Source organism: Deltaproteobacteria bacterium (assembly GCA_029210625.1).
GTDB lineage: Bacteria > Myxococcota > Myxococcia > SLRQ01 > SLRQ01 > JARGFU01.
On record JARGFU010000016.1, the window covers coordinates 54,145 to 77,781 of the forward strand.

Here is a 23,637-nt window from a genome sequence, read left to right on the forward strand (position 1 = left end):
GAACCTCCCGACCGTCAGCCCCCCTCCCGCAGCAGCTCCTCGCGCAGCCTGCGCCCCTCCTTGTTGTTCGGATCCAGGGTCAGGGCGCGCTGCAGGTGCTCGAGGGCCTCGTCGCGCTGGCCCTCGTCGTGGTCGATCTGGGCCAGGAAGAGGTAGCCCTCGACCAGGACCGGCATCATCTCCAGGGCCTTCACGATGCGCTGGCGCCCCTGGCGGATCATGGCGGCGTCCGAGCGCTCCTGGCCGGAGAGGTAGCCCGCCCAGCCGGCGTAGAGGAGGTAGATCGGCTCGTCGGTGTTGCGGCGGCCGGCCTCGACGAACTGCTTGAGGGCGGGATCGGGCTTGCCCTCCTCGAGGAGCTCCCGGCCCCAGCGGTAGCGCAGATCGGCGTGGAGGACCCCCGAGCGGCGGGCGAGCTTCTCCAGCTCCTGCTTGCGCGCCTCCCGGGCCCGGGCCATCCCCTCCTCGGAGCGGACGGCCTCGTAGGCGGTGGTGATCCGGCGGTAGAGCTCGCCGGCCATCCGTCGCACCTCCTCGCTCGGGAAGTCGGCGAAGCGCTCGGGGGCGAAGCGCGAGAGGCCGGCCTCGTAGGCGCGGGCCAGCTCGGCGGCGTCGGCGGAGGGCTCGACCTGCAGGATGTAGAAGGGGTCCACCGCCGGCAGGCTGGTGTAGAGTTCGAGGACCTCGTCCCGCAGCCGGGCCTGCTCCTCGCCGATGACCGGGGCGATCCCGCCCTCGACCAGCGTGCCCCAGTCGGCGAAGACCGCGGCCTCCATCTCGCCGATGACCGCGTCGCTGGCCCGGGGAGAGGGGGCCACCTCGGCGGCCGGCGTGCTCGAGAAGGTCAGGAGCTCCCCGCGGGTCAGGGCGAGGAGGAGCTGGGCGATCATCAGCTCGTCCAGCCCCGAGGCGAGGCGCAGCTCGGCCACGGTCCGCTGCCCGGTGATGGCCGCGAGGAGGGCCCGCCCGCCCGGGATCGTCGCCAGGGCGCCGGTGTGGCGATCGAAGTGGGGGCCGGGGAGGGCGTAGTCCTCCTGGTGGGCGTCCAGGAAGTGGAGGAACTCCTGGGGGGCGGTGAAGAGCCTCACCGCGTCGGCGATCAGCCAGAGGGGCTGCATCTCGACGGTGAGCACCGAGCGCAGGGCTGAGGTCAGCGCCCGGAACTCGAAGCGCCCCTCGTTCCAGGCAAAGGCGTTCACCACCTTGCGCCGCACGTGGGCCGAGAGGGCCACCGCCAGCTGATCCCGGGTCACGGCCCCCTGGGCGACCAGGGCCTCCCCCTGCTGGATGCCGTCGGAGATCATCTGCTCCACCGACCGGGCCAGCGCGCCGGAGGTGATCACCCGCTGGCGGAAGAGGTACTCGCCGAGGGTCTCCGAGAGGAGGTTGGAGGTGCAGAAGACCGGCCGGCCGTGGCGGAGGTGGATGGTCTTCTCGAGCCGCCCGGCCTCGAGGCGCAGGCTGCCGGTGAAGCCGGCGGCGGCGGCGGTCATCAGCAGTCCGCCGAGGCCGTGCTCGGCCAGGGAGCCCTGCCGGTAGCCCTCGGGCAGGCGGGAGAGGAGGACCTCGGTGGGGGAGCGGATCGCGTCCGGGTCGGCGGCGCGCGCCGGCGTCGGCGCCGGAGGGATCGGCGCGCCCGGGAGGGGCACCGGCGCCTCGGGGGGCTCGTCGGGCGCGTCGAGATCGAAGTCGGAGGGGCCGTCGAGGTCGAAGTCGACCGGCGCCGGACCGGCCGGCGGGGGCGGCTCCTCTCGCTCGGAGAGGTGGTCGAGGTCGTACTTCCAGGCCACCTCGGGCGCGGCGACGGAGACCTCCTGCACCGGCGGCGCCTGCCGCTCGCGCGCCTCGACCAGGGCCGCCACCCGCTCGAGGAGCTCGGTGGCGGCGAAGGGCAGGTGGAGCACCAGGTCCCAGGCCGTCAGCTCGAAGCTCCGCTCGTCGGTGGCCTGCACCAGGTAGAGGCAGGGCACCGGCTCCCCGTGGCGGGCGCCCCGGGCGTGGGCGGCCACCTCCGGTCCCCGGACGTGGGCCAGATCGAGCACCGTGACCACGATCTCCGGAGGATCCTGATCGACCAGCTCCACGGCCTTGCTGCCGTCCACCGCGCTGGTGACCCGGTAGCCCTCCTCGATCAGGACCTTCTTGGCGGCGACCTGCACCCGGGGCGAGGCGGCGGCGAGAAGGATTCGGATGTCCCCTGGGTCGGTGCTCATGGTATGGCCGCGGACGACCTACAACCTAGCACGGAGGGTAACAATGGCACTTCTTCAGGATCGTGTGGCCGTGGTGACCGGGGCGGGCAGGGGCATCGGGCGGAGCATCGCCGAGCTCTTCGTGAAGGAGGGGGCGAAGGTCGTCATCAACGACGTCGACGAGGAGCCGGCCCAGGCGGCGAAGGCCGCCTGCGAGGCCATCGCTCCGGGCTCGGCGGCCATCAGCCTCGGCAGCGTCGCCGACGCCGCCTACACCGATCAGCTGATGAAGAGCGCGGTGGACACCTTCGGGGCCCTCGACATCCTGGTGAACAACGCCGGCATCACCCGGGACCGGATGAGCCACAAGATGGACGACGAGCAGTGGGACTTCGTCATCGCCGTGAACCTCACCGGCACCTTCAACTGCATCCGCTCGGCGGCGCCCTACATGCGCGACGTCGCCAAGGCCGAGATGGACGAGCACGGCGAGGTGCTCAAGGTCCGCAAGATCGTGAACTTCTACTCGACGGCCGCGATCCGCGGGAACCCGGGCCAGGCCAACTACACCGCCGCCAAGATGGGGAACATCGGCCTGACCCGCACCATCGCCCAGGAGTGGGGTCAGTTCCGGGTCTGCGTGAACGCGGTGGCCCCGGGCTTCACCGAGACCCGCCTGACCAAGTCCAAGGAGGCGGGCGACGTCCTCGGCGTCCCCGAGGCCCAGCGCCAGGCGATGCTCCAGCGCATCCCCTTCCGGCGCTTCGGCCAGCCCGAGGACGTGGCGGGCGCGGTGCTCTACTTCGCCTCGCCGCTCTCGGACTACGTCACCGGGCAGCAGATCAACGTCTCCGGCGGCATGCAGATACCTTGATTACGGGGGACGCTGCCGCAGGGTTGGCGGGGGCGTAAACGATAGGGCGCGACCCGCGCTCCGTCCGCCCGAATTTCGGCCTTTGTGGGGTCGATAGAAGGCTTTTGCGTTTTCCGGTCTGGTGCTAACTAGCGGCCTCCCCTTGGATTCCCCTTCAGGAGGCGCACCGATGGCAAATCAGCCGGGTTCTCTCACCTCCGTAGGCAAGAAGATCCTCATCGCCCTCACCGGGATGGGTCTGATGCTGTTCCTCGCAGGACACGTGTCGGGCAACCTCCTGATCTTCGTCGGCGACGAGACCTTCAACAACTACGGTCACACCCTCGTCTCGAACCCCTTCATCTACGTGATCGAGTTCGGGATGCTGGCGATCTTCCTCTTCCACCTGTTCACGGCGCTCGCGAACTGGATGAACAACCGGGACGCCCGGGGGAAGACTCGCTACTACTCTCCGGCCTGGGCGACGGGCGGCAAGAGCCGCAAGTCCTTCGCCTCGACCTCCATGATCCTCACCGGGGCGGTGCTGATCGTCTTCGTGATCCTCCACGTCGGCACCATGAAGTTCGGCTGGGGCTACACGATCACCGAGACCCCCGAGGGCATCCGCGACCTGGCCACCCAGATGCGGGCCGCCTTCTCGAGCCCCCTCGTCGTCCTCGCCTACGAGGTCGTGATGGTCCTGGTGGGCATGCACCTCTGGCATGGCTTCTCCAGCGCCTTCCAGTCGCTGGGCGTGAGCCACCCGAAGCTGGAGAAGGTGCTGCAGCCGGCGGGCTGGCTCTTCGCCATCTTCGTCGGTGGTGGCTTCCTCGCCATCCCCTTCGCCCTCTACCTGAACCTCTTTTAGAAAGCGCGATCAGCCATGCAACTCGATGGAAAGTGCCCCGATGGCCCGATGGCGACTCGCTGGAGCCGCTACAAGCAGTCCCTGAAGCTCGTCGCGCCCGCCAACCGGCGCAAGTACGAGGTCCTGGTGATCGGCACCGGCCTGGCCGGCGCATCGGCCGCCGCGACCCTGGCCGAGCAGGGCTACCACGTTACCGCGCTGACGATCCTCGACAGCCCCCGGCGGGCCCACAGCATCGCCGCCCAGGGCGGGATCAACGCCGCGAAGAACTACCAGAACGACAACGACTCGGTGTACCGGCTCTTCTACGACACCGTGAAGGGCGGCGATTACCGGGCGCGTGAGGCGAACGTCCACCGCCTGGCCGAGGTCAGCGCGAACATCATCGACCAGGCGGTCGCCCAGGGCGTGCCCTTCGCCCGGGAGTACGGCGGCACCCTGGCCAACCGCTCCTTCGGCGGCGTGCAGGTCTCCCGCACCTTCTACGCGCGGGGTCAGACCGGCCAGCAGCTCCTGCTGGGCGCCTACTCCTCGATGATGCGGATGGTGGGCACCGGCAAGGTGACCCTCAAGTGCCGCCGCGAGATGCTCGACCTCGTCGTCGCCGACGGCAAGGCCCGGGGCGTCATCGCCCGCAACCTCGTCACCGGTGAGCTCGAGCGCTACGTCGCCGACGCGGTGCTGCTCTGCACCGGCGGCTACGGCAACGTCTTCTACCTGTCGACGAACGCCAAGAACTGCAACGCCACCGCGGCCTGGCGCAGCTACAAGCGCGGCGCCTACATGGCCAACCCCTGCTACACGCAGATCCACCCCACCTGCATCCCGCAGGCGGGCGATCACCAGTCGAAGCTCACCCTGATGAGCGAGTCGCTGCGCAACGACGGCCGGGTGTGGGTGCCGAAGAAGGCGGGCGACAAGCGCCCGGCCACCGAGATCCCCGAGGAGGAGCGCGACTACTACCTCGAGCGCCGCTACCCGGGCTTCGCCAACCTCGTGCCTCGTGACGTGGCCTCCCGCGCCGCGAAGACCGAGTGCGACGCCGACAAGGGCGTGGGCGCCACCGGCCGGGCCGTCTACCTCGACTTCGAGGAGGCCATCGGCCGCCTCGGCGAGGACGTCGTGCGCGATCGCTACGGCAACCTCTTCGACATGTACGAGCGGATCACCGCCGAGAACCCCTACAAGACGCCGATGCGGATCTACCCCGCCTCCCACTACACGATGGGCGGCCTCTGGGTGGACTACGACCTGCAGAGCACCATCCCCGGGCTCTTCGTCCTCGGCGAGGCGAACTTCTCGGACCACGGCGCGAACCGCCTCGGCGCGAGCGCCCTGATGCAGGGGGTGGCCGACGGCTACTTCGTCATCCCCTACACCCTCCCGCACTACCTGGCCCAGCAGAAGGCGGGCGGGATGGACGACGCCCACCCGGCCTTCGAGGAGGCCGAGGGCGACGTGCGCGAGAACGTCGAGAAGCTGCTCTCGATCCAGGGCCAGACCACCGTCCTCGAGCTCCACCGGGATCTGGGCAAGATCATGTGGAACAAGGTCGGCATGTCCCGGAACGCGGAGGGGCTCACCGAGGCCATCTCCGAGATCCAGGACATCAAGAAGACCTTCTGGAGCGACGTGCGGGTCCCCGGCACGAAGGGTGAGTTCAACAAGGAGCTCGAGTTCGCCGGCCGGGTCGCCGACTACATCGAGGTCGGTGAGCTGCTCGCCCGCGACGCCCTGGCCCGCGAGGAGTCGTGCGGCGCCCACTTCCGCGAGGAGCACCAGACGGAAGACGGCGAGGCCAAGCGCGACGACGAGAACTTCATGTACACCGCCGCCTGGGAGTTCAAGGGCGACGGAGTCGAGCCGGCCCTCCACAAGGAGACGCTGACCTTCGACGAGTGCAAGCCCACCCAGCGCAGCTACAAGTAGGCGAGGACGACATCATGGAGACCACGATGAACCTGAAGCTTCTCGTCTGGCGCCAGCCGGGGCCCGACGCCCCGGGCAAGATGGAGGAGTACGACGCGAAGGAGATCTCTTCGGACTGCTCCTTCCTCGAGATGCTGGACCTCGTGAACGAGGACCTGATCAAGGCTGGCAAGCAGCCCATCGTCTTCGACAACGACTGTCGCGAGGGCATCTGCGGGTGCTGCGGCATGATGGTCGACGGCGTGGCCCACGGCCCGGATCACGGCATCACCATCTGCCAGCTGCACATGCGGCACTTCCACGACGGCGCGACGATCGTCATCGAGCCCTTCCGCTCGCGGGCCTTCGCCGTGATCAAGGACCTCGTCGTCGACCGGACGGCCTTCGACATGATCCAGGCCGCCGGCGGCTACGTGTCCTTCCAGACCGGCTCCGCCCAGGACGCCAACGCGATCCTGGTGCCGAAGGAGAAGGCGGACCTCGCGATGGACGCCGCCGCCTGCATCGGCTGCGGCGCCTGCGTCGCCCAGTGCAAGAACGCCTCGGCGCTCCTCTTCACCTCGGCCAAGGTCTCGCAGTTCGCCCTGCTTCCCCAGGGCGATCCCGAGCGCAAGGCCCGGGTGAAGAACATGCTGGCCGCCCACGACGCCGCGGGCTTCGGCTCCTGCAGCAACGAGGGTGAGTGCGAGGCGGTCTGCCCGAAGGAGATCTCGATCTCCAACATCGCGCGCCTCAACCGCGAGCTCATCCGCTCGAACTTCTAGGGCTGGGTGATTCCCCCGCTTCCCGCCGGGGCGATTCGATGGGGTTCGTTTATTTGCGAACCCCTGTCTCACTCATGGCCTGATAGGGCCACCGTAGAAGACGAAGACGGTCGAATTCATGACGAGAGGGTGCGTTGCACCGACACCGCTGATGAGGCCACCTCACCGTGAGGGCATTCGAGGGCCTCGGCGACTGGTGTGAAGCCGAGGGCGCCGATCAGAACTGCCAGAAGAAGCGAGAGTCGTCGGGGGGGGGGCAAATGCCATGCCATGACCTTTCCTCGTGCTGGGTGGGAGCGATCGACCAGGCGCAGTAGCCGGGTCGAAGAAAGGCAAGGCGTGGGTCCCCCCGACGTGCAGAAAGAGTCTAGGAGATCGAGATCGGCCTCGTCAAAGCGGACCTAGGCGAGCAGGGTAACCGCGGCCCGGGCGATCACCTCGGGCTCGCTCATCCGGCCGACGGCGCTGTAGCCCTCGGCGAGCTCGCCCTCCTCGGGGCCGACGAGGGTCGCGCCGCGCTCCTTCAGGAGCGCGAGGTTCGCCACGGTGGCCGGGTGCGCCCACATCGCGTCGTTCATGGCCGGCGCCACCAGCACCGGGGCCCGGGTGGCCAGCGCCATCGTCGAGGCCGCGTCGTCGGCCAGGCCGTGGGCCATCTTGGCCAGGAAGTTGGCCGTCGCCGGGGCGACGAGGAGCAGGTCGGCCCACTGGCCCCAGCTCACGTGATCGATCCCCTGCTCGTCGGCGGCGAAGAGGTCGAGGAGCACCGGGGAGCCGGAGGCCGCCTCCAGGCTGGCCGCGCCGATGAAGTGGGTGGCGTTGTGGGTCATGGCGCAGCGCACCTCGGCGCCGCCGGCCCGCAGGGCGCCGACCAGCCCCGGGGTCTTGTAGGCGGCGATGCCGCCGGTGACGATCAGCAGGATCTTCTTCTCGCCCTCGGCCATGGCCCCTTCTACTCCTTTTCGCGCCGGGAGGCGTAGGCCTCGACCTCGGCGAGGAAGGCCCGGCAGGCGGCGGCGCCCGGAAGATCGGTGTCCTCCCGCACGGGCAGGCCGGGGTGCGTCGCCAGGAGGACCTCGGCGAAGAGGCCCGTGCCGTCCCGCAAGGGCTCGCTCTCCCGGCGCTCCCGGCGCCAGCAGCTGCCCACGCCGCAGCTCGGGGAGCGGGACTGGAGCACGAAGCCGTGGAGCTCTCCCACCCCCAGCAGCCACCCCCGGGCGAAGGTGCGCAGCCGCTCTCCGAAGGTGCGGCCGCTCTCCTCGCCGAGGACCTCGGGGGCCTCCCGGGGGCCCACGAGGAGGATCTTCTCCCGGGGGACGGGCAGCCCGATCTCGACCTCGGGGCAGACCGGGATCAGGACGCAGCGGGCGCCGAGGATCTCCTCGAGGAGGCGAAGCTCGGCGCTGCCCCCGTCGTAGCGGCAGGCGGCGCCGAGGAGGCAGTGGGAGACCCCGACCCTGAGACGATCCGCGCTCTTCATCATCACCCTCGAGGAGAAGAGGGTAGACGCGAAGCCCGCCGCCTTGCCAGCCGGCCGGGATGCGGGCTAATCGAACTCCTCGTGGCCGTCGTCGACGCGCAGAGGGGCGCACTGCAGCTCTCCCGCTATGAGGCGGTGAAGCTCGCCTTCCACCGCTGGCTCCACCGGCCCACGACCGACCTGCTGGTGGCGGTGCTGATCCTGGTCTCGGTGGTGCTCATCGTCCTGGAGACCGTGGAGGGGCGCGACAGCCCCCTGCGGGTCACCCTCGAGGAGCTCTCCGACCTCATCACCTGGGCCTTCATCGTCGAGCTCTCCCTGCGCTTCTGGGTCGCGCCGAAGAAGTCGGTCTACTTCCGGCGCTACTGGATCGACCTCCTCTCGGTCCTGCCGGTCATCCGGCCCCTGCGCCTCTTGCGGGTGCTGCGCCTGCTGCGCCTCTTCCGGCTCGGCCTGATCCTCAACCGCCGCTTCTCGCTCCTGCGCGGCGCCATCTCCGGGGCCACCACCGAGCTGATGCTCCTCGGGACGGTCACGACGGTGCTGGTCCTGGCCGGCGCGATCACCCTCTATCTGGCCGAGCGGACGGTGGGGACGGGCTTCGCGAGCCTGCCCCAGGCCACCTGGTTCTCGATCTACTCCCTCATCGCCGGCGAGCCGGTGGGCGGTGAGCCGGTCACCCTGCTGGGCCGCGTGATCACCCTGACCCTGATGCTCGGCGGGCTGACGGTCTTCGGCATGTTCGTCGGCACGATCTCGGCGACCATGGTCGGCCGGCTCTCCCAGCGCATGGAGGTGAACCCCATGGACGTGGACGATCTCTCCGGACACATCATCATCTGCGGCTGGAACCACGCCGGACCCCTCGTCGTCGAGGAGATGATGGTGGGGGAGGGGGCCGAGGACCTCCCGGTGGTGATCATCACCGAGGCCGAGGGCCTGCCCGAGGACCTCCCCCTCGACCGGCTGCGGCGCGAGCTGCTCTACCACGTCTCCGGGGACTACACCCGGGTGGAGGTCCTGGAGCAGGCCGCCGTCTCCCGGGCCTCCAAGGCCATCCTCCTCTCCGACAAGACCCAGCCCCGCTCGGACCAGGATCGGGATGCCCGCACGGTGCTGGCGGCGCTGACCGTCGAGCGCCTCTGCCCGGGGATCTTCACCTGCGCGGAGCTGCGCAGCCGGCAGAACGAGGGCCTGCTGCGCCGCTCCGGGGTCGAGGAGATCGTGATCGCCGACGAGTACAGCGGCTTCATCCTCGGCTCGGTGGGGCGCACCTCGGGGCTGGTGGCCACCTTCGACGAGATCCTCTCGGCGCGCTACGGCAACGCCTTCCACAAGGTGACGGTGGGGGAGGCGCAGGCCGGCCAGAGCATCGGTGACCTGCACCGCTCCCTGAAGAAGGAGCACGACGCGGTGCTCGTCTCCCTCGAGCGGATGGAGGCGGGCTCACCGAAGGTCACGGTGAACCCCCCCTCGGAGCTCGTGGTGAACGCGGGCGACGCCCTGGTGGTCATCGCCCGGCGCCCGGTGAAGCTCTAGCTAGCCTCGCAGCAGGTCGTTCCCCTCGCGCTGGAGCTCGAGGGTGCGCTGCACGTAGTCCCGCCCGCGATCGACCCACTCGCGGTCGACCTTCAGGGCGTCGGCGACCGCCAGGATGGCCTTGACCTCGGCCTCGTGGAGGTTGTTGTCGGCCAGGGCCACGCCCATCATCTCCAGGAGGAGGGAGTGCCGGGCCACCGGGGTGTCGAAGCGGTCGAGGAGGGCCTCGACGGCGTCCTGATCGTCGGCGGTCGCCGGCATCGTGTCGAGGGAGGTCTCGGCGAGCAGGGCCGAGATGAGCAGCTCCTCACGGGCGTCGTCCGCGCCATCGATCTTGGCGACGAACTGGATGATCGAGCAGAGCGCTTCCTGCTGCTCCTTGTTCAGAAGTCCGATGAACATGCGGCCTCTCCTCTGGCTGATGGGCGTTGGGTCTATTTCCGGTCGTAGCCGACCCGGTAGTAGGGCAGCTCCAGGGGGCCAAAGCTACAGTGATCCTCCTCGAAGGTCACCCCCGGAACCTTGTCGCCGATGGCCCGGTGGGCCTCCTCGGTGAGCAGGATCTCGTCGGCCCGGGCGATGTCCTCGCCGAGCTTGGAGGCGTAGTTCACCTCCCGGCCCCAGACGTCGTCGTCGCCGATCTTCAGGGTGGGACCGAAGCCGATGCCCACGCAGAGCTCGACCTTGTCCTCGGGGCGGGCGCCCTCGTTGTAGGCCTGGCAGGCGTGCTGGCAGGCGATGATGGCCTTCAGCGCCGTCTCGGGCTTGCGGAAGATGACGATCCACGAGTCGGCCTCCTCCTTGAGGATCAGGCCGCCGTGCTCGTCGACGATGGGCCGGCAGAGCACGCCCTTCTGATAGATGATCCCGAGGAAGTGGACGATTCCGAAATCACGGGTCGTCTTGGAAAAACCGACCAGGTCGGTGAAGACGATGGTCCACTCCTCCTCGAAGCGCTCCCGGATGGCCTCGTCGATGGCCTGGCGATCCTCTCCGGGGGTATTCCTGCGCTCGAGAAGCCGCTCGAGGGCTCGCTGCGATGCTCCAGACACTTGACTCTCCCTTCCAAAAGAGATTTGTCACTCAATTATCGATTGGGAACGGGGGGGAAAACCCGTACAGGAACATATAAAAAATGCCGAAAACCTATATCATCATCGACGGCCGGGGCCGGGCCACCCTCCACGACGAGCGCGAGGTGCGCAGGGAGATTACCACGCGCCTCGGCTCGGGCGAGAGCTACCAGCTCTTCGAGGCCCAGGCCCTCGAGGTCAAGATCGACTTCGGGGCGGCCAGCGGCCCGGCCCGGATCGGTGGTGGCAAGAAGCGCGGCCGCCCTGCCAGCCGGAAGAAGGGAGCCGCCCGGCGGGGCGGCACCAAGGCTGCGAAGCGGGCCGGCAAGAAGACCGGCAAGGTCGGCCGCCCCCGCCTCAACGTCGGGGACTGCACCCAGGAGGGCTGCAAGAACCCCTCGAAGACCCGGGGCCTCTGCTCGGCGCACTACCAGAAGCACCGCCGGCTGGTGCAGGAAGGCAAGACCGGCCTGATCTCCAGCGGGGTGACCCCGAAGAAGGCCGGCCGCCCGGCGAAGAAGAAGGCGGCCCCGAAGACCGCGCGCAAGGCCGGCAAGAAGGCCGCGAAGAAGGCCGCCGTGAAGAAGCCGGCCGCCAAGAAGGCCGCGAAGAAGACGGCCGCGAAGAAGAGCGTGCGCAAGGCCAACAAGCAGGCCGCGCCCCAGGCCGAGGCCAAGTAGCGGCGCGCCTCTTTCAGTCCTCGCCGAGTGACCTGGCGTCGAGGTCGTACTTCTTCGCCAGGCGCTCGATGGACTTGCGGTGGAGCCCGCTGCGGCGGGCCGCCTCGGAGATGTTGCCTCCACAGGCCTTGAGGATGTTTCGGATGTAGTCCCGCTCGAAGTCCTCGAGCAGGGCCTCCTTGGCCTCCTTGAAGGAGACCTCGGGCATCGCCTCGACGTCCCCCTCGATGGGCGGGCCCTCGGGGGTGTCCACCTGGACGATCCGCTCCGGGAGATCCTCGAGTCCGATGATCTCCCCCCGGTTCAGGGTGGTGGCCCGCTCGAGGACGTTGAGCAGCTCCCGCACGTTCCCGGGCCAGTCGTAGGTCTTCAGGGCCGAGAGGGCCTCGTCGGAGATATCGATCCGGCCCCGGCTGGCGATGACCCGGGGGCTCTCGAGGAAGTGCCGGGCGAGGACCTCGATGTCCCCCCTCCGCTCGCGCAGCGGCGGGATGGCGACGTTGATCACCGAGAGGCGGAAGAAGAGATCCTCGCGGAAGTTCGAGGCCTGGATCTCCTTCTGCAGGTCCCGGTTCGTCGCGGCGATCACGCGGACGTCGATCTCTCTGACCTTGTTGCCGCCCACCCGGCGGATCTCGCGGTTCTCGAGGACCCGCAGGAGGCGCGGCTGGAGATCCAGGCGCAGCTCGCCGAGCTCGTCGAGGAAGATCGTCCCTCCATCGGCGCGCTCGAAGGCGCCGGCCCGGGCCTTCTCGGCCCCGGTGAAGGCGCCCCGCTCGTGCCCGAAGATCTCCGACTCGATGAGGTTCGGAGGGATCGCGCCGCAGTCGAGCACCACGAAGGGGCCGTCCTTGCGGGTCGAGTAGTCGTGGAGGGCGCGGGCGACCAGCTCCTTGCCGGTGCCGGTCTCGCCGGTGACCAGCACCGTCACGTCCATCGGGGCGATCTTCTGGATCAGCCCGAAGGCCTGCCGCATCGCCAGGGACTCGCCGACCATGGCGCCCAGGCGGCCCTCGTGGCCGGCCTCGATGGGGATCTCCTCGTCGACCGCGTTGAAGGTGAGGATCGTGGCCCCGATCTTGATGTTGCTGCCCGGGGCCAGGTAGGCGCGCTCGACGCGCTGCCCGTCGAGGACCGTACCGTTGGTGCTCTCCACGTCGACCAGGAGGTAGCCCCGCTCGGTGAGCTGGATCTCGGCGTGGGTCCGGCTGACCGTCTGGTCGCGCAGCACCAGATCGGACTGCGGGTGAGAGCCGATCCGGATCCGCTCCCGCTCGCTGACCAGCTCCCGGCCCTGCTCCGGACCGGCGACCACCGTGAGCCGGACCCGCCTCACCCGCAGCATGGTGCGGGTCTCGACGATCATGGTCTGGGTGCGGGTGGCCTCGCGCTCGCCCGAGAACTCGAGGCTGTGCTCGTCGGAGCCGGGGTTGGTGACGATGTCGTCTTCGGTGTCGTAGCGGCGGACCATGCAGCCTGGGACTATACCCGCGTCCGCTGGTGAAGCCACCGGATCCTCGCCAGGTCCCGGAGCATCTGGGCGCTGTGGACGACCGGGTTCACCGAGCTGACCTCGTCGTTGACCCAGCGCACCGGCACCTCGGCGATGGAGAGGCCCGCCTTCCGGGCGAGGAAGAGGACCTCGACGTCGAAGGCGAAGCCGTCGATGAGCGAGGCGGCGAAGAGCCGCGCGGAGGCCTCCCGGCGAAAGAGCTTGAAGCCGCACTGGGAGTCGACCACCGGCAGGAAGGTCATCAGCCGCATGATCTTGTTGAAGGTCTTCCCCATGGCCATCCGGTAGAGGGGCTGGCGCTTCTCCACCCGGGCCCCGGAGATGGAGCGCGACCCGATGGCCAGGTCGGCGCCGGCCTCGATGGCGGCGGCGAGCTTCGGGAGCTCCTCGAGGTCGGTCGAGAGATCGGCGTCGCAGAAGAGCACCAGGGGGGCCTCGGCCGCCAGGACCCCGAGGCGCACGGCGTGGCCCTTGCCGCGGTTCGGGGGGCCGCCCAGGAGCTGGAAGCGCACGCCCTCCGGCAGCCCGGCGCCGGCGGCCCGGGCCACCCCGGCGGTGTCGTCCCGGGAGCCATCGTCCACCACGCAGAGGGTCGAGCCCGGCCGGTGATCGGCCAGGTAGCGGCCGGCCCGCTCCACCGTCCTGCCGATCAGGCGGGCCTCGTCGAAAGCCGGGATCACGACGTGGACCGGGGTAGAAGAGTTGATCATCGGGGTGGGCCCTTGTACCACGGTGGCAGACGGGGGGATCATCGAAGGACATGGATCTCGAGCGTCTAGCCTCAGCCTGGGAGCGCTTCCACCGGGAGGCCCGCGGCAGTGCGCGCGTGCTCATCGTGGACGACGAGCCCTCGGTCTGCATGACCCTCTCGGCGATCCTGGGCGCCGCCGGCCTGGAGTCGGACTCGGCCGGCAGCCTGGCCGACGCTCGCTCCCTCCTGGGGGCTCGCAGCTACGACCTGATGGTGATCGACAAGAACCTGCCGGACGGGTCGGGGGTGGTCCTCATCGAGGAGGTCTGCTCGGGCGCCGACTACGTGCCCTCCGTGATGATCACCGGCTTCCCCTCGGCCTCCACCGTGGTGGACGCGCTCACCGCCGGCGCGGCGGACTACATCGCCAAGCCCTTCGATCACCTCGACGTGGTCACGGGGAGGCTGATCTCGGTGATGGAGCGGCACATCTCCCGGCGCCTCTCCGATCAGATGGTCGCCGATCTCTCCCGGGAGCTCGCCGCCGGCGAGGCCGGACAGGAGGTCGTGACCTGGGTCGCCCGCCAGCTCTTCGGCTTCAAGAAGGACCTGGCCCGCCGCCCCTCGGTCCTCGTGGTGGAGGACAACCTCGCGGTCGCCTCGGTGATCGAGCAGACCCTGGAGGAGAGCCGCCTGCGCTGCGAGGTGGCCCACCACCTCGAAACGGCGCGCAGCTGGCTCGGGCGCCCCGACAGCCCGCTGGCCGCCCTGGTGAGCGTGGATCTGCCCGAGGCCCTGACCCTGGTGCGCACCCTCAAGGGGATCGATCCCCGGGTGGAGATCGTCGTCACCAGCGGTGGCTCGGACACCCGGATCGCGCTGGAGGCCGTCCGGGCCGGCGCCTCCGACTACGTGGTGCGCAGCCTGGAGAGCGTCGAGGTCCTGCGGACCCGGATGCAGCGGGCCGTGGGGCGCTCCCGGCGCCGCCACCTGCACCTGCACCTCTTCGGCACCCTCTACCGGGCCGCCCAGCAGGTGGGCGTCACCCTCTCCTCGGAGCTCTTCGCCGCGGCCAACGCCCGGGCGGGCAAGGCGAACTGGGTCGAGTCGGACGAGGGCTTCCCGATCGAGATCGAGGGCGAGGAGCACCTGCCCCCCGAGGAGATCGATCTCTCCGATCTCTTCGACGGCGAGGAGGAGCTCAGCACCCAGGTCGTCCGTGGCGCCCGGCCCGGCCTCTCGGTCACCGTGCGCCCGGCCGCCCCCGGGGACGAGACCCTGCCCCTGGTGGAGGTCGAGGACCTCGGTGACGACCGGCGCCGGGCGGAGCGGCTCGCGGCGAACCTCGAGGTGCGCTTCCAGGTGGGCGGCGGCGCGGACATCGTCTACGGCCACCTCAAGGACGTCTCCACCGGGGGGCTCTTCCTGCCCATGCGGGAGCCCCTCGCCATCGGCTCCCGCCTCTCCATCGAGATCCGCCCCGGCTGGAACGTCGAGCCCATCCAGGTGGTCGGGGAGGTGGTCCGTCAGGTCCACGCCGCCGGCGACGCCGGAGCCCAGTCTGGCGTCGGGGTGCGGCTGATCGCCGGCCAGACCGAGCTGCAGCGGGTGATCGAGGGGCTGGCCGCGCGCCGCCCGGCCGGAGGACGTGGGTGAGCGTCGGCTCGCGCCTCTTCCGCGCCCTGCGAGCCAACGTGGGCCACGCCGTCCGGCGCCTCGGCCGCGACCGGCTCGAGGCGGATCCGGAGCTCGAGCTCCCGGAGCTCGACGCGGAGGGCCCCTCCGCCGAGGAGCGGGCGCACTACCAGCGGCAGCGCCAGAGGGCCGCCGCGGCCCGTAGCCGCCGGGACGAGCTGGAGAAGGCCTACCGGGCCCTCGAGCTGGACTGGGGAGCGGACGCCGCGGCGATCAAGCAGGCCCACCGCCGGCTGCTGCGGCAGTTCCACCCCGATCGCTTCGCCAACGATCCCGAGCGCCTCGAGGACGCCACCCGGCTCTCCCAGGAGCTGACGATCGCGCGGGACACCCTCCTCGATGCGATCGAGAAGGGTGTGATCAGCCCGAGCTGACTACCAGCGGGCGCCGAGGGAGAGGGCGAGGCCCTTCTCGGTCGGGACCGCGCCGAGGACGAAGGCGCCCTCGGCGTTGGCCGGCACGCCGTTGAGGTAGGCGTCGAGCAGGTTGTAGGCCCAGAGGCCGCCCGCGATGATCAGGAAGGTGTTGCGGGTGCGGTAGTTCTGGGCGGCCGAGGTGCGCAGGTTCTCGGCGATCTCCGAGAGGGTGAGGCCCGAGCTGTCGTTGGCGAACTTCGTCTCGAACTGGTCGCGGGGCAGGTGGTAGTCGCTCTCGTCCTGCATGCCGAGCAGGTGGAAGGTGGTGGCCACGCCGAAGAGGGCGAGCTCCGCGCCGAGGAAGACCGAGCCCTTCACCGGCTCGCGGTTGTAGAACTGGCCCCAGCCGGGGATCAGGATCGAGCGGAAGGCCGCGCCCGAGCGGGAGCGCAGCACCACGGCGTCCGCGGAGAGGGCGATCAGGCTCGCCGAGGGCAGCGAGCGGTTGTCCGAGGCGACGACCTTGCCGTTCTCGGCGCTGACCACCTTCGCGTCGACCCGGAAGTGGTCGCCCACCTCACCCACGGTGCCGAGCACGAGGTAGTCGACGCCGAGGATCTTGCCCATCTCGGCCGCGGTGTTCTCGTCGATGAGGCCGCTCTGGCCGCGGGCCTGCTCGTCCACGACCTTGCCGATCTGCTGCCGCTCGACCAGGAGGACGCCGTGGTCCCGGCGCAGGATGGTCGAGATCTCGGAGGCGACGACCGCGCCGAGCTCCTTGGACTTGGTGCTCTTGCCCTTCTCCTCGAAGGGGATCACGCCGGCCCGCAGGTAGCGCAGATCCACGTCGGGCAGGGCCTTGCGCAGCTGGATCACCAGGCCGTCGGTGAGGCGCCGCAGGGCGACCTCCACCCGCTCGTCACTCGCGCCGCCGGTGTAGGCCTTGGTGGAGGGCTGCTTCTTGCTGGCGAAGAGCGAGAGGGGGAGCTTCTGGTCGGTGGCGCCGACCACCTGGGCGGTGGAGGGATCGAGGGCCTTCACGTCCAGCACCAGGGTCTCGCCCAGCGCGCCGAGCTGGGTCACCAGGATGGTCTTCGCGCCGAGGGACTGCTGGATCTTCTCGAGCTTGTCCGAGTCACCGCCGAGGGTCTCGGACATCGCCGCCTCACCCAGGAGGTCCTTGATCGTCGACTCGTCCCTCACCTCGAAGTCCGCCTTGCGCAGGGCGTCGACCAGCGCCGCGCCGAAGGAGGCGCCGAGATCGAAGGGCTTCGCGTCTCCCATCGAGACCACCGGCGCCACGGCGATCACGCCGCCGCGCTTCTTGAGGCCGGCCCGGAGGGACTCGACCGCGAGCTCGGCCTTGGCGGAGATGGCCGCCGAGCCGTCGTCGGCGCGGGCGGAGGTGGCGGGCAGGAGGGCGGCGAGGCCCAGGGCCAGAAGAGCGAAGGTGAGGCGCTTCACGAAATGATCCTCTCTAGACACCGCTGAACCCCCTTCCATGCCCTCGGCGTTCGCGAGGGCCCCCGCGGGGCCAGCATGGGTCCCCACGTCGTAGCACCCCCGGCCCCTCCCGAACAAGGCAGGAGGTCACCCCCCGGACCCCCCCGAGGGGCCCCCGGGGGTTTGCCCTGGGTCGGGGGCGAAAACTACAATGACTTCGGGCATTTCTTTGCCCGGGAGGCAGCGATGAGGAAGCTCGGGGCGAGTCTCGCGATCGTGTTCTTCGCCGGCATGGGCTGCGTGACCGACGTGGGTGGTGAGCCGGCGCCGGTGGCGGTGGTGGGAGCGGACGGAAACGTCGCGCTGGAGACCGAGGTCACCCTCGACGGCAGCGGCAGCCACGTCCCCGGCAACCCCGGGGCCGTCCTCTCCTATGCGTGGAGCATCTCGGTGGAGCCGAGCCCGGGAGCGGGCACCCTCGGCACGCCGGCCGCGGCGACCACCTCCTTCCTCGCCAGCGCACCCGGCCACTACGTCGTCCGGCTGGTGGTGAGCCACGAGGGCCGCGACTCGAAGCCGGACTACGGCAACGTGCGAGTCTTCGAGCTCGCCCTGCCCCCGGCCGCCAACGCCGGCCCCGACCAGACCGTGGATCCGGGGGTGACGGTCACCCTCGACGGCACGGGCAGCGCGGACCCCAACGGCGGCGCCCTGACCTACGCCTGGACCCAGACCACCGGCGACCCCGTGACCCTCTCCGACCCGGCCGCGGCCCAGCCCACCTTCACCTCGCCGCAGCCCGCCGGGACCCTCTCCTTCTCCCTGGTCGTCACCGACAACACCGCCCTCGCCAGCCAGCCCGACACCGTGGTGGTCACCGTCTCCGACCTGCCGCCGGTCGCCGTGATCACCGCCCCCGCCACCGGGGACGAGGGCGCCGCCGTCGCCCTGGACGGCACGAGCTCCTACGATCCGAACGGCGATCCGGGCACGGCCTTCACCTACGCCTGGACCGTGCAGTCGAACCTCGGGATCACCCTCACCGATCCGGCCGTCGCCCGTCCGGCCTTCACGGTGCCCAGCTTCTGCGGCGCCGAGCAGGTCACCGTCGGCCTCACGGTCACCGTCGGCGGGCAGGCCTCGGCGCCGGTCAGCGCCGTCGTCGATCTGCAGGACATCGTGAACAACGCGCCGACAGCCAACGCCGGCGGCACCCAGACGGTGGGAGAGGGCGACACGGTCACCCTCGATGGCAGCGGCTCGGCCGACTGCAACGGCGACGCCCTGACCTACGCCTGGACCCAGACCTCGGGGCCGGCGGTCACGCTCTCCGACACCACCGCGGCGCAGCCCACCTTCACCGCGCCGACGGTCCTCGCCGACACCTTCCTCGGCTTCCTGATCACGGTCACCGACCCCGCCGGCCTCACCGACACCGCCGCGGTCACCGTGAGCGTGCGGAACAGCGTGAACGAGCCGCCGATCGCGAACGCCGGTCCGCCCCAGTCGGTGCAGGTGGTGGCCACCGTCACCCTCGACGGCTCCGGCTCCAGCGACCCCAACGGGGATGCGCTCACCTACGCCTGGACCCAGCTCGCCGGCACCGGCGTGACCCTCTCCGACGCCACCGCCGTCCAGCCGACCTTCACCGCCCCGACCACCCCGGGCGACCTCGAGTTCCAGCTGGTGGTGAACGACGGCGCGGCGGACTCGGCGCCGGCGAGCGTGACCATCGTCGTCAACCCGGCGGGGCCGGACCTGACGGCCTCGACCATCACCACCGCCGATCCCTCGCTGGTGGCGGACGGCGCCGCGACCACCGGCGTGACGGTGAGCGTGGTGGACGGAGTGGGCAACGCGCTCATCGGCCAGGCCGTGGTGATCGGCACCACCGCCGGCACGCTCCTCGGCTCGGTCGTCGATCAGGGCGACGGCACCTACACCCAGGTCCTCCGGGCGCCGACCACCACCGGCCAGGCCCTCCTCGACTTCACCATCGGGGGGCAGGCGGCCAGCGACACCGCCACCGTCGACTTCGTGCCCGGGACGCCCTCCGGCACCATCGACCTCTTCCCGGCGCCCTCCGCCATCCCCGCCGACGGCAGCAGCACCTCCACCATCACCAGCGGGACCATCACCGACGACAACGGCAACGCCGTGGCCGACGGCACCCTGGTTACGGTGAGCACCGATCTGGGCACCATCACCACCGTCGACGCCGACGCCGGCTTGCCGGGGATCCAGGTGGCCACCAGCGGCGGGGTCATCGTCTTCGTGCTCCGGTCCCAGGTGGGCGTGGGCACCGCCAACCTCCAGGCGAACTCCGTCACCGGCACCGCCTCGGGGAGCGCGACCGTGCCCTTCCAGACCGGCCTGCCCGAGGGCACCATCGCGGTGGTGGTGGCCAGCCCGATCCGGGTCGCCGACGGCAGCTCCACCACCCAGGTCACCGGCGGCCCGGTGACCGACGCCTCCGGCAACACGGTGCCCGACGGCACCCTGATCACCGTGACGATCGACGGGGTCGGCGCTCCGGGGACCCTCCTCGACGCCGACGAGGATCCGGGCACGCCCGGCCTCCAGGTGAGCACCACCGGCGGGACCTTCGTGATCACCGTCCAGTCCGGCACCCAGGCGGGCACCCTCACCGTGAACGTGGCCAGCGCGCAGGGGAGCGCCACCGGCAGCGCCGACGTCACCCTGATCCCCGGCCCGGCCGCCGGGACCATCACCCTGACGGCCTCGCCCGATCCCATCGCCGTGAGCGGCACGACCTCTCCGCTGCCCACCACCACCACCGTGACCAGCGGGGTGATCACCGACCTCAACGGTAACCCGGTTCCCGACGGCACCCTGGTGACCGTCACCGCCGATCTCGGGAGCACCATCAGCACCCTCGACGCGGACCTGGGCCAGGCCGGGATCCAGGTCGCCACTGTGGGCGGAGTCATCGCCTTCGACATCGACTCCGGCACCCTGGCCGGCACCCTCACCGCCGGCGCCTCGGTGGACGGCGCCACCGGCAGCACCACCCTCACCGTCGCCCCCGGCCCGGCGACGAGCATCGTCTACGTGAGCGGGAGCGGGCAGAGCGGGACCGTGGGGTCGGCGCTCACCGGTCAGCTGGTCGTCCGCACCGAGGACGCGAACCTCAACCCGGTCCCGGGAGAGAGCGTCGCCTTCGCCGCCACCGCGGGCGGGGGCGGGGTCTCGTCCCCCACCGTCACCACCGACGCCGCCGGCGAGGCGAGCGTCACGGCGACCCTCGGCACCACCGCGGGGACGGACAACAACACCTACGAGGCCACCGCGGCCCTGAGCGGCTCGCCGATCACCTTCACCGCCTCGGCGGATCCCGACGTGGCGGTGAGCCTCGAGGTCACCGGGCACCCCTCGCCGAGCACGGCGGGCACCAGCCAGACGGTGACGATCACCGCCCGGGACCAGTACGGCAACGTGGCCACCGGCTACACCGGCACCGTCACCTTCACCTCCAGTGACGGCTCGGCGGTGCTGCCGGGGAACACCACCTTCACCGGCGGCGACGCCGGGGTGATCACCGCCAGCGTCGAGCTGCGCACCGCCGGCAGCCAGAGCGTGACGGCCACCGACACCGTCACCGGCAGCATCACCGGCAGCCAGACCGGCATCACCATCCAGGCGGCGGCGGCGGACGTGATCGTCTACGTCAGCGGCGACGGGCAGAGCGGGCAGATCTCCAGCGCCCTGGGGCAGCCCCTGGTCGTGCGGGTGGACGACGCCTTCGGCAACCCGGTCGCGGGAGAGACCGTGAGCTTCGCGGCGACCGCCGGCGGTGGTGGGGTCTCGCCGGCCAGCGCTTCCACCGACGCGGCGGGCCTGGCCCAGACCACGGCCACCGTGGGCAGCACGGTGGGCACCGACAACAACACCTTCGAGGCGACGGCGGCCCTGACCGGCTCGCCGATCACCTTCACCGCCTCGGTGACCTCCGGCCCCGCCGACCACCTCGTCTACGTCAGCGGCGACGCCCAGACCGGCACCGTGGGCGCGGCGCTCACCTCCGAGCTGGTGGTGCGGGTCGAGGACGCCGGCAACAACCCGGTGACCGGCTACACGGTCGCCTTCGCGGCCACCGCCGGCGGCGGTAGCGTCCTGCCCACCTCGATCGCCACCGACGCGGCGGGTGAGGCTCGGACCACCGCGACCCTCGGCACCCTCGCTGGCACCGACAACAACACCTACGAGGCGACGGCGGCCCTGACCGGCTCGCCGATCACCTTCACCGCCTCGGCGGATCCCGACGTGGCGGTGAGCCTCGAGGTCACCGGGCACCCCTCGCCGAGCACGGCGGGCACCAGCCAGACGGTGACGATCACCGCCCGGGACCAGTACGGCAACGTGGCCACCGGCTACACCGGCACCGTCACCTTCACCTCCAGTGACGGCTCGGCGGTGCTGCCGGGGAACACCACCTTCACCGGCGGCGACGCCGGGGTGATCACCGCCAGCGTCGAGCTGCGCACCGCCGGCAGCCAGAGCGTGACGGCCACCGACACCGTCACCGGCAGCATCACCGGCAGCCAGACCGGCATCACGGTCGATCCGGGCGCCGCGAACAAGCTGGCCATGGCCGTCGAGCCCAGCAACGTCGCCTCCGGCGCCAGCATCTCGCCGGCCATCGAGGTCGAGGTCCAGGATCAGTTCGGCAACCGGGTCACGACCGGCAGCCACGACGTCACCATCGCCTTCGCCAACGACGCCTCCGGGGGGAGCGCGAACCTCACGGCCAGCAGCCCGGTCGCCACGGTCTCCGGCGTCGCGACCTTCAGCGGGGTCAGCGTCGACGTCGCGGCCTCGGGCTACACCCTGCAGTTCACCGCCCCGACCCTGACCGCCGTCGTCTCCGCGGCCTTCGACGTCGTGGCCGGGGCGCCCGCCTCCCTGGCCTTCGACGTCCAGCCCTCGAACACGAGCGCCAGCGGCACGATCACCCCGGCGGTGACCGTCCGGATCCTCGACGCCAACGGCAACCTCTGCGCGACCGCCACCCACTCGGTGACGATGGCCATCGACAACGATCCCAACGGCAGCTCCGTCCTCTCGGGCACCCTCTCGGTCTCCGCGGTGAGCGGCGTGGCCACCTTCGCGGACCTCTCCATCGACCTCTCGGGCACGGGCTTCACCCTCCTGGCCACCGCCACCGGGCTGGCCTCGGCCACCAGCGGCGCCTTCGACATCGGCGGCTGCACGCTGGCGGCCCTGGCCTCGGCCAGCGGGGTCGGGGCGGCCACGACCGCCTTCCCCTGGGACACCATCGTCCTCGACGGCACCGGCAGCACCGACTGCGGGGCCAGCGTCACCTACAGCTGGTCGGTGGCGGTGACGGCCACCGACGGCACCGCCGATCAGGTCGGCGGCTTCGCCCCCTGGGCCACCCTGCCCACCACCGGCGCCGGCGGCACCACGATCTACTACGTGCAGGAGCCGGGCTCCTACGTCTTCACCCTCACCATGGACGACGCGGGTACCCCCTACACTTCCGACGCCACCATCACCGTGGCGAGCTTCGCCCAGATCCCCTACGGGGGCGCGAACGAGGCCGCGGCGGACTCCCGGAGCCTCAAGTTCGATCCGGTCTCGGGGCGTCTCTTCATCGGTACCGAGGGGGGCGGAATGGTCTACGACCAGGTCGCGGGGACCATCCAGAACCTCCCCTGCATCCCCGGCAGCCAGGTGAGGACACTGGCCGTGAGCCCCGGGGGGGTGCCACACTTCGGGCACGCCAACGCGCGCACGATCGAGCGGGTCGACGACGTGGCGGCCTGCATCGCCGACACCGGCGGCGTCACCACCCTCGATCCGAACGGGGTGGCCGCCAGCAACCCGGCCCGGACCCGGGACATCTTGTTCCCGGACGGCAGCGAGGACTTCTTCTTCGCCACCGACAACGACATCTTCTTCTGGGACGACTCGGCCACGAGCTTCACCGAGTACGCCTACGCCACCAACGGCGACAACGCGGAGTACCGCGCCCTGGGGCGGGATCACGACGGCGACTACTGGTTCGCCTCCTGGGAGAACGCCAACTCCGACCGCACGGTGAAGACCGCCGATCCGAGCACCGAGACCGCGACCCTCGACCTCTTCACGAGCGCCAACGACAAGGCTCGCTGCATCGTGCGCGGGCTGCTGATCCCCAGCTTCGTCAACGAGATGTGGGTGGGGACCGACATCAACGGCATCGCCTACTATCCCGACGCCGCCACCGCCTCGAGCGGCGGGGCGACGGTCTTCGACCTGGCCAGCGGGGATCTGCTGAGCAACGAGGTCTGGGGCGGCGTGCTGGAGAACGGCACCGGGGACCTCTGGTTCGTCACCAACAACGGGATCGCCCGCTACAAGAGGGACGTCGGCGACTTCGCGACGGTGGCCATGGGTGGCTTCGGCCTCCCCGCGTTCGGGGGCGGGCGCGAGTTCCAGGGTGTGGCCATCGACGAAGGCACGGCCCGCGGCCGGATCCTCTTCTTCTCCCTGCGCTCGGACGGAATCTACGAGATCGTCGCCCCCTAGAGCGCCGTT

At 70.6% G+C, this 23,637-nt stretch carries 17 protein-coding genes; 9 read left to right on the forward strand and 8 right to left on the reverse strand.

Features of this window, described 5'->3' with window-relative positions:
• Nucleotides 1-14: 14 nt before the first annotated feature.
• Nucleotides 15-2,213, reverse strand: coding sequence for a DUF4388 domain-containing protein (locus P1V51_15800; protein MDF1564508.1), 2,199 nt, complete (start codon nt 2,211-2,213; stop codon nt 15-17).
• 43 nt (nt 2,214-2,256) lie between these two features.
• On the opposite strand from P1V51_15800, the gene P1V51_15805 reads away from it, so the two are divergent.
• From P1V51_15805 to P1V51_15820, 4 genes are all read left to right on the forward strand, one after another.
• Entirely contained in the window at nt 2,257-3,066 is an 810-nt protein-coding gene (locus tag P1V51_15805) for a 3-oxoacyl-ACP reductase FabG (protein ID MDF1564509.1), read from the forward strand.
• Nucleotides 3,067-3,235: 169 nt separating this feature from the next.
• Nucleotides 3,236-3,913, forward strand: a complete 678-nt coding sequence (locus P1V51_15810) for a succinate dehydrogenase cytochrome b subunit (protein ID MDF1564510.1) — start codon at nt 3,236-3,238, stop codon at nt 3,911-3,913.
• A 15-nt stretch (nt 3,914-3,928) separates the two neighbouring features.
• Nucleotides 3,929-5,842, forward strand: coding sequence for a fumarate reductase/succinate dehydrogenase flavoprotein subunit (locus P1V51_15815; GenBank protein MDF1564511.1), 1,914 nt, complete (start codon nt 3,929-3,931; stop codon nt 5,840-5,842).
• Nucleotides 5,843-5,856: 14 nt separating this feature from the next.
• Entirely contained in the window at nt 5,857-6,606 is a 750-nt protein-coding gene (locus P1V51_15820) for a succinate dehydrogenase/fumarate reductase iron-sulfur subunit (protein MDF1564512.1), read from the forward strand.
• 401 nt (nt 6,607-7,007) lie between these two features.
• Here P1V51_15820 and P1V51_15825 read toward each other — a convergent pair whose 3' ends face one another.
• Together P1V51_15825 and P1V51_15830 are read right to left on the reverse strand one after the other, a co-directional pair.
• Nucleotides 7,008-7,550, reverse strand: coding sequence for a flavoprotein (locus P1V51_15825; GenBank protein ID MDF1564513.1), 543 nt, complete (start codon nt 7,548-7,550; stop codon nt 7,008-7,010).
• An 8-nt stretch (nt 7,551-7,558) separates the two neighbouring features.
• Nucleotides 7,559-8,089, reverse strand: coding sequence for a DUF523 domain-containing protein (locus tag P1V51_15830; GenBank protein MDF1564514.1), 531 nt, complete (start codon nt 8,087-8,089; stop codon nt 7,559-7,561).
• A 78-nt stretch (nt 8,090-8,167) separates the two neighbouring features.
• Here P1V51_15830 and P1V51_15835 point away from each other — a divergent pair, with 78 nt between their 5' ends.
• A complete protein-coding gene (locus P1V51_15835) occupies nt 8,168-9,625 on the forward strand; it encodes an NAD-binding protein (protein MDF1564515.1) in 1,458 nt (485 codons plus the stop codon).
• Here the strand turns inward: P1V51_15835 and P1V51_15840 are convergent, their stop codons facing one another.
• Nucleotides 9,626-10,027, reverse strand: coding sequence for a TerB family tellurite resistance protein (locus tag P1V51_15840; GenBank protein MDF1564516.1), 402 nt, complete (start codon nt 10,025-10,027; stop codon nt 9,626-9,628).
• 32 nt (nt 10,028-10,059) lie between these two features.
• Nucleotides 10,060-10,677: an adenylate/guanylate cyclase domain-containing protein gene (locus tag P1V51_15845; GenBank protein ID MDF1564517.1), complete on the reverse strand. Its 618-nt coding sequence runs from the start codon at nt 10,675-10,677 to the stop codon at nt 10,060-10,062.
• 83 nt (nt 10,678-10,760) lie between these two features.
• Between P1V51_15845 and P1V51_15850 the strand changes: the two genes are divergently transcribed.
• Entirely contained in the window at nt 10,761-11,378 is a 618-nt protein-coding gene (locus tag P1V51_15850; protein MDF1564518.1) for a hypothetical protein, read from the forward strand.
• 13 nt (nt 11,379-11,391) lie between these two features.
• Here the strand turns inward: P1V51_15850 and P1V51_15855 are convergent, their stop codons facing one another.
• On the reverse strand, nt 11,392-12,744 hold the full coding sequence (locus P1V51_15855; GenBank protein ID MDF1564519.1) for a sigma 54-dependent Fis family transcriptional regulator: 1,353 nt from the start codon (nt 12,742-12,744) through the stop codon (nt 11,392-11,394).
• Between the two features lie 116 nt (nt 12,745-12,860).
• Nucleotides 12,861-13,601 carry a glycosyltransferase family 2 protein gene (locus tag P1V51_15860; protein ID MDF1564520.1) on the reverse strand — a complete coding sequence of 247 codons (741 nt, stop codon included), beginning with the start codon at nt 13,599-13,601 and terminating at the stop codon, nt 12,861-12,863.
• A 50-nt stretch (nt 13,602-13,651) separates the two neighbouring features.
• On the opposite strand from P1V51_15860, the gene P1V51_15865 reads away from it, so the two are divergent.
• Nucleotides 13,652-15,238, forward strand: coding sequence for a response regulator (locus P1V51_15865; GenBank protein MDF1564521.1), 1,587 nt, complete (start codon nt 13,652-13,654; stop codon nt 15,236-15,238).
• Nucleotides 15,235-15,651, forward strand: a complete 417-nt coding sequence (locus P1V51_15870) for a J domain-containing protein (protein MDF1564522.1) — start codon at nt 15,235-15,237, stop codon at nt 15,649-15,651. The genes P1V51_15865 and P1V51_15870 overlap by 4 nt, the downstream gene beginning before the upstream one ends.
• Here P1V51_15870 and P1V51_15875 read toward each other — a convergent pair whose 3' ends face one another.
• Nucleotides 15,652-17,097: a FlgO family outer membrane protein gene (locus tag P1V51_15875; protein MDF1564523.1), complete on the reverse strand. Its 1,446-nt coding sequence runs from the start codon at nt 17,095-17,097 to the stop codon at nt 15,652-15,654.
• Nucleotides 17,098-17,322: 225 nt separating this feature from the next.
• On the opposite strand from P1V51_15875, the gene P1V51_15880 reads away from it, so the two are divergent.
• The gene (locus tag P1V51_15880) at nt 17,323-23,628 is read left to right on the forward strand and encodes an invasin domain 3-containing protein (protein MDF1564524.1); all 6,306 of its coding nucleotides are present in this window, start codon (nt 17,323-17,325) and stop codon (nt 23,626-23,628) included.
• The last annotated feature ends 9 nt before the right edge of the window (nt 23,629-23,637 follow it).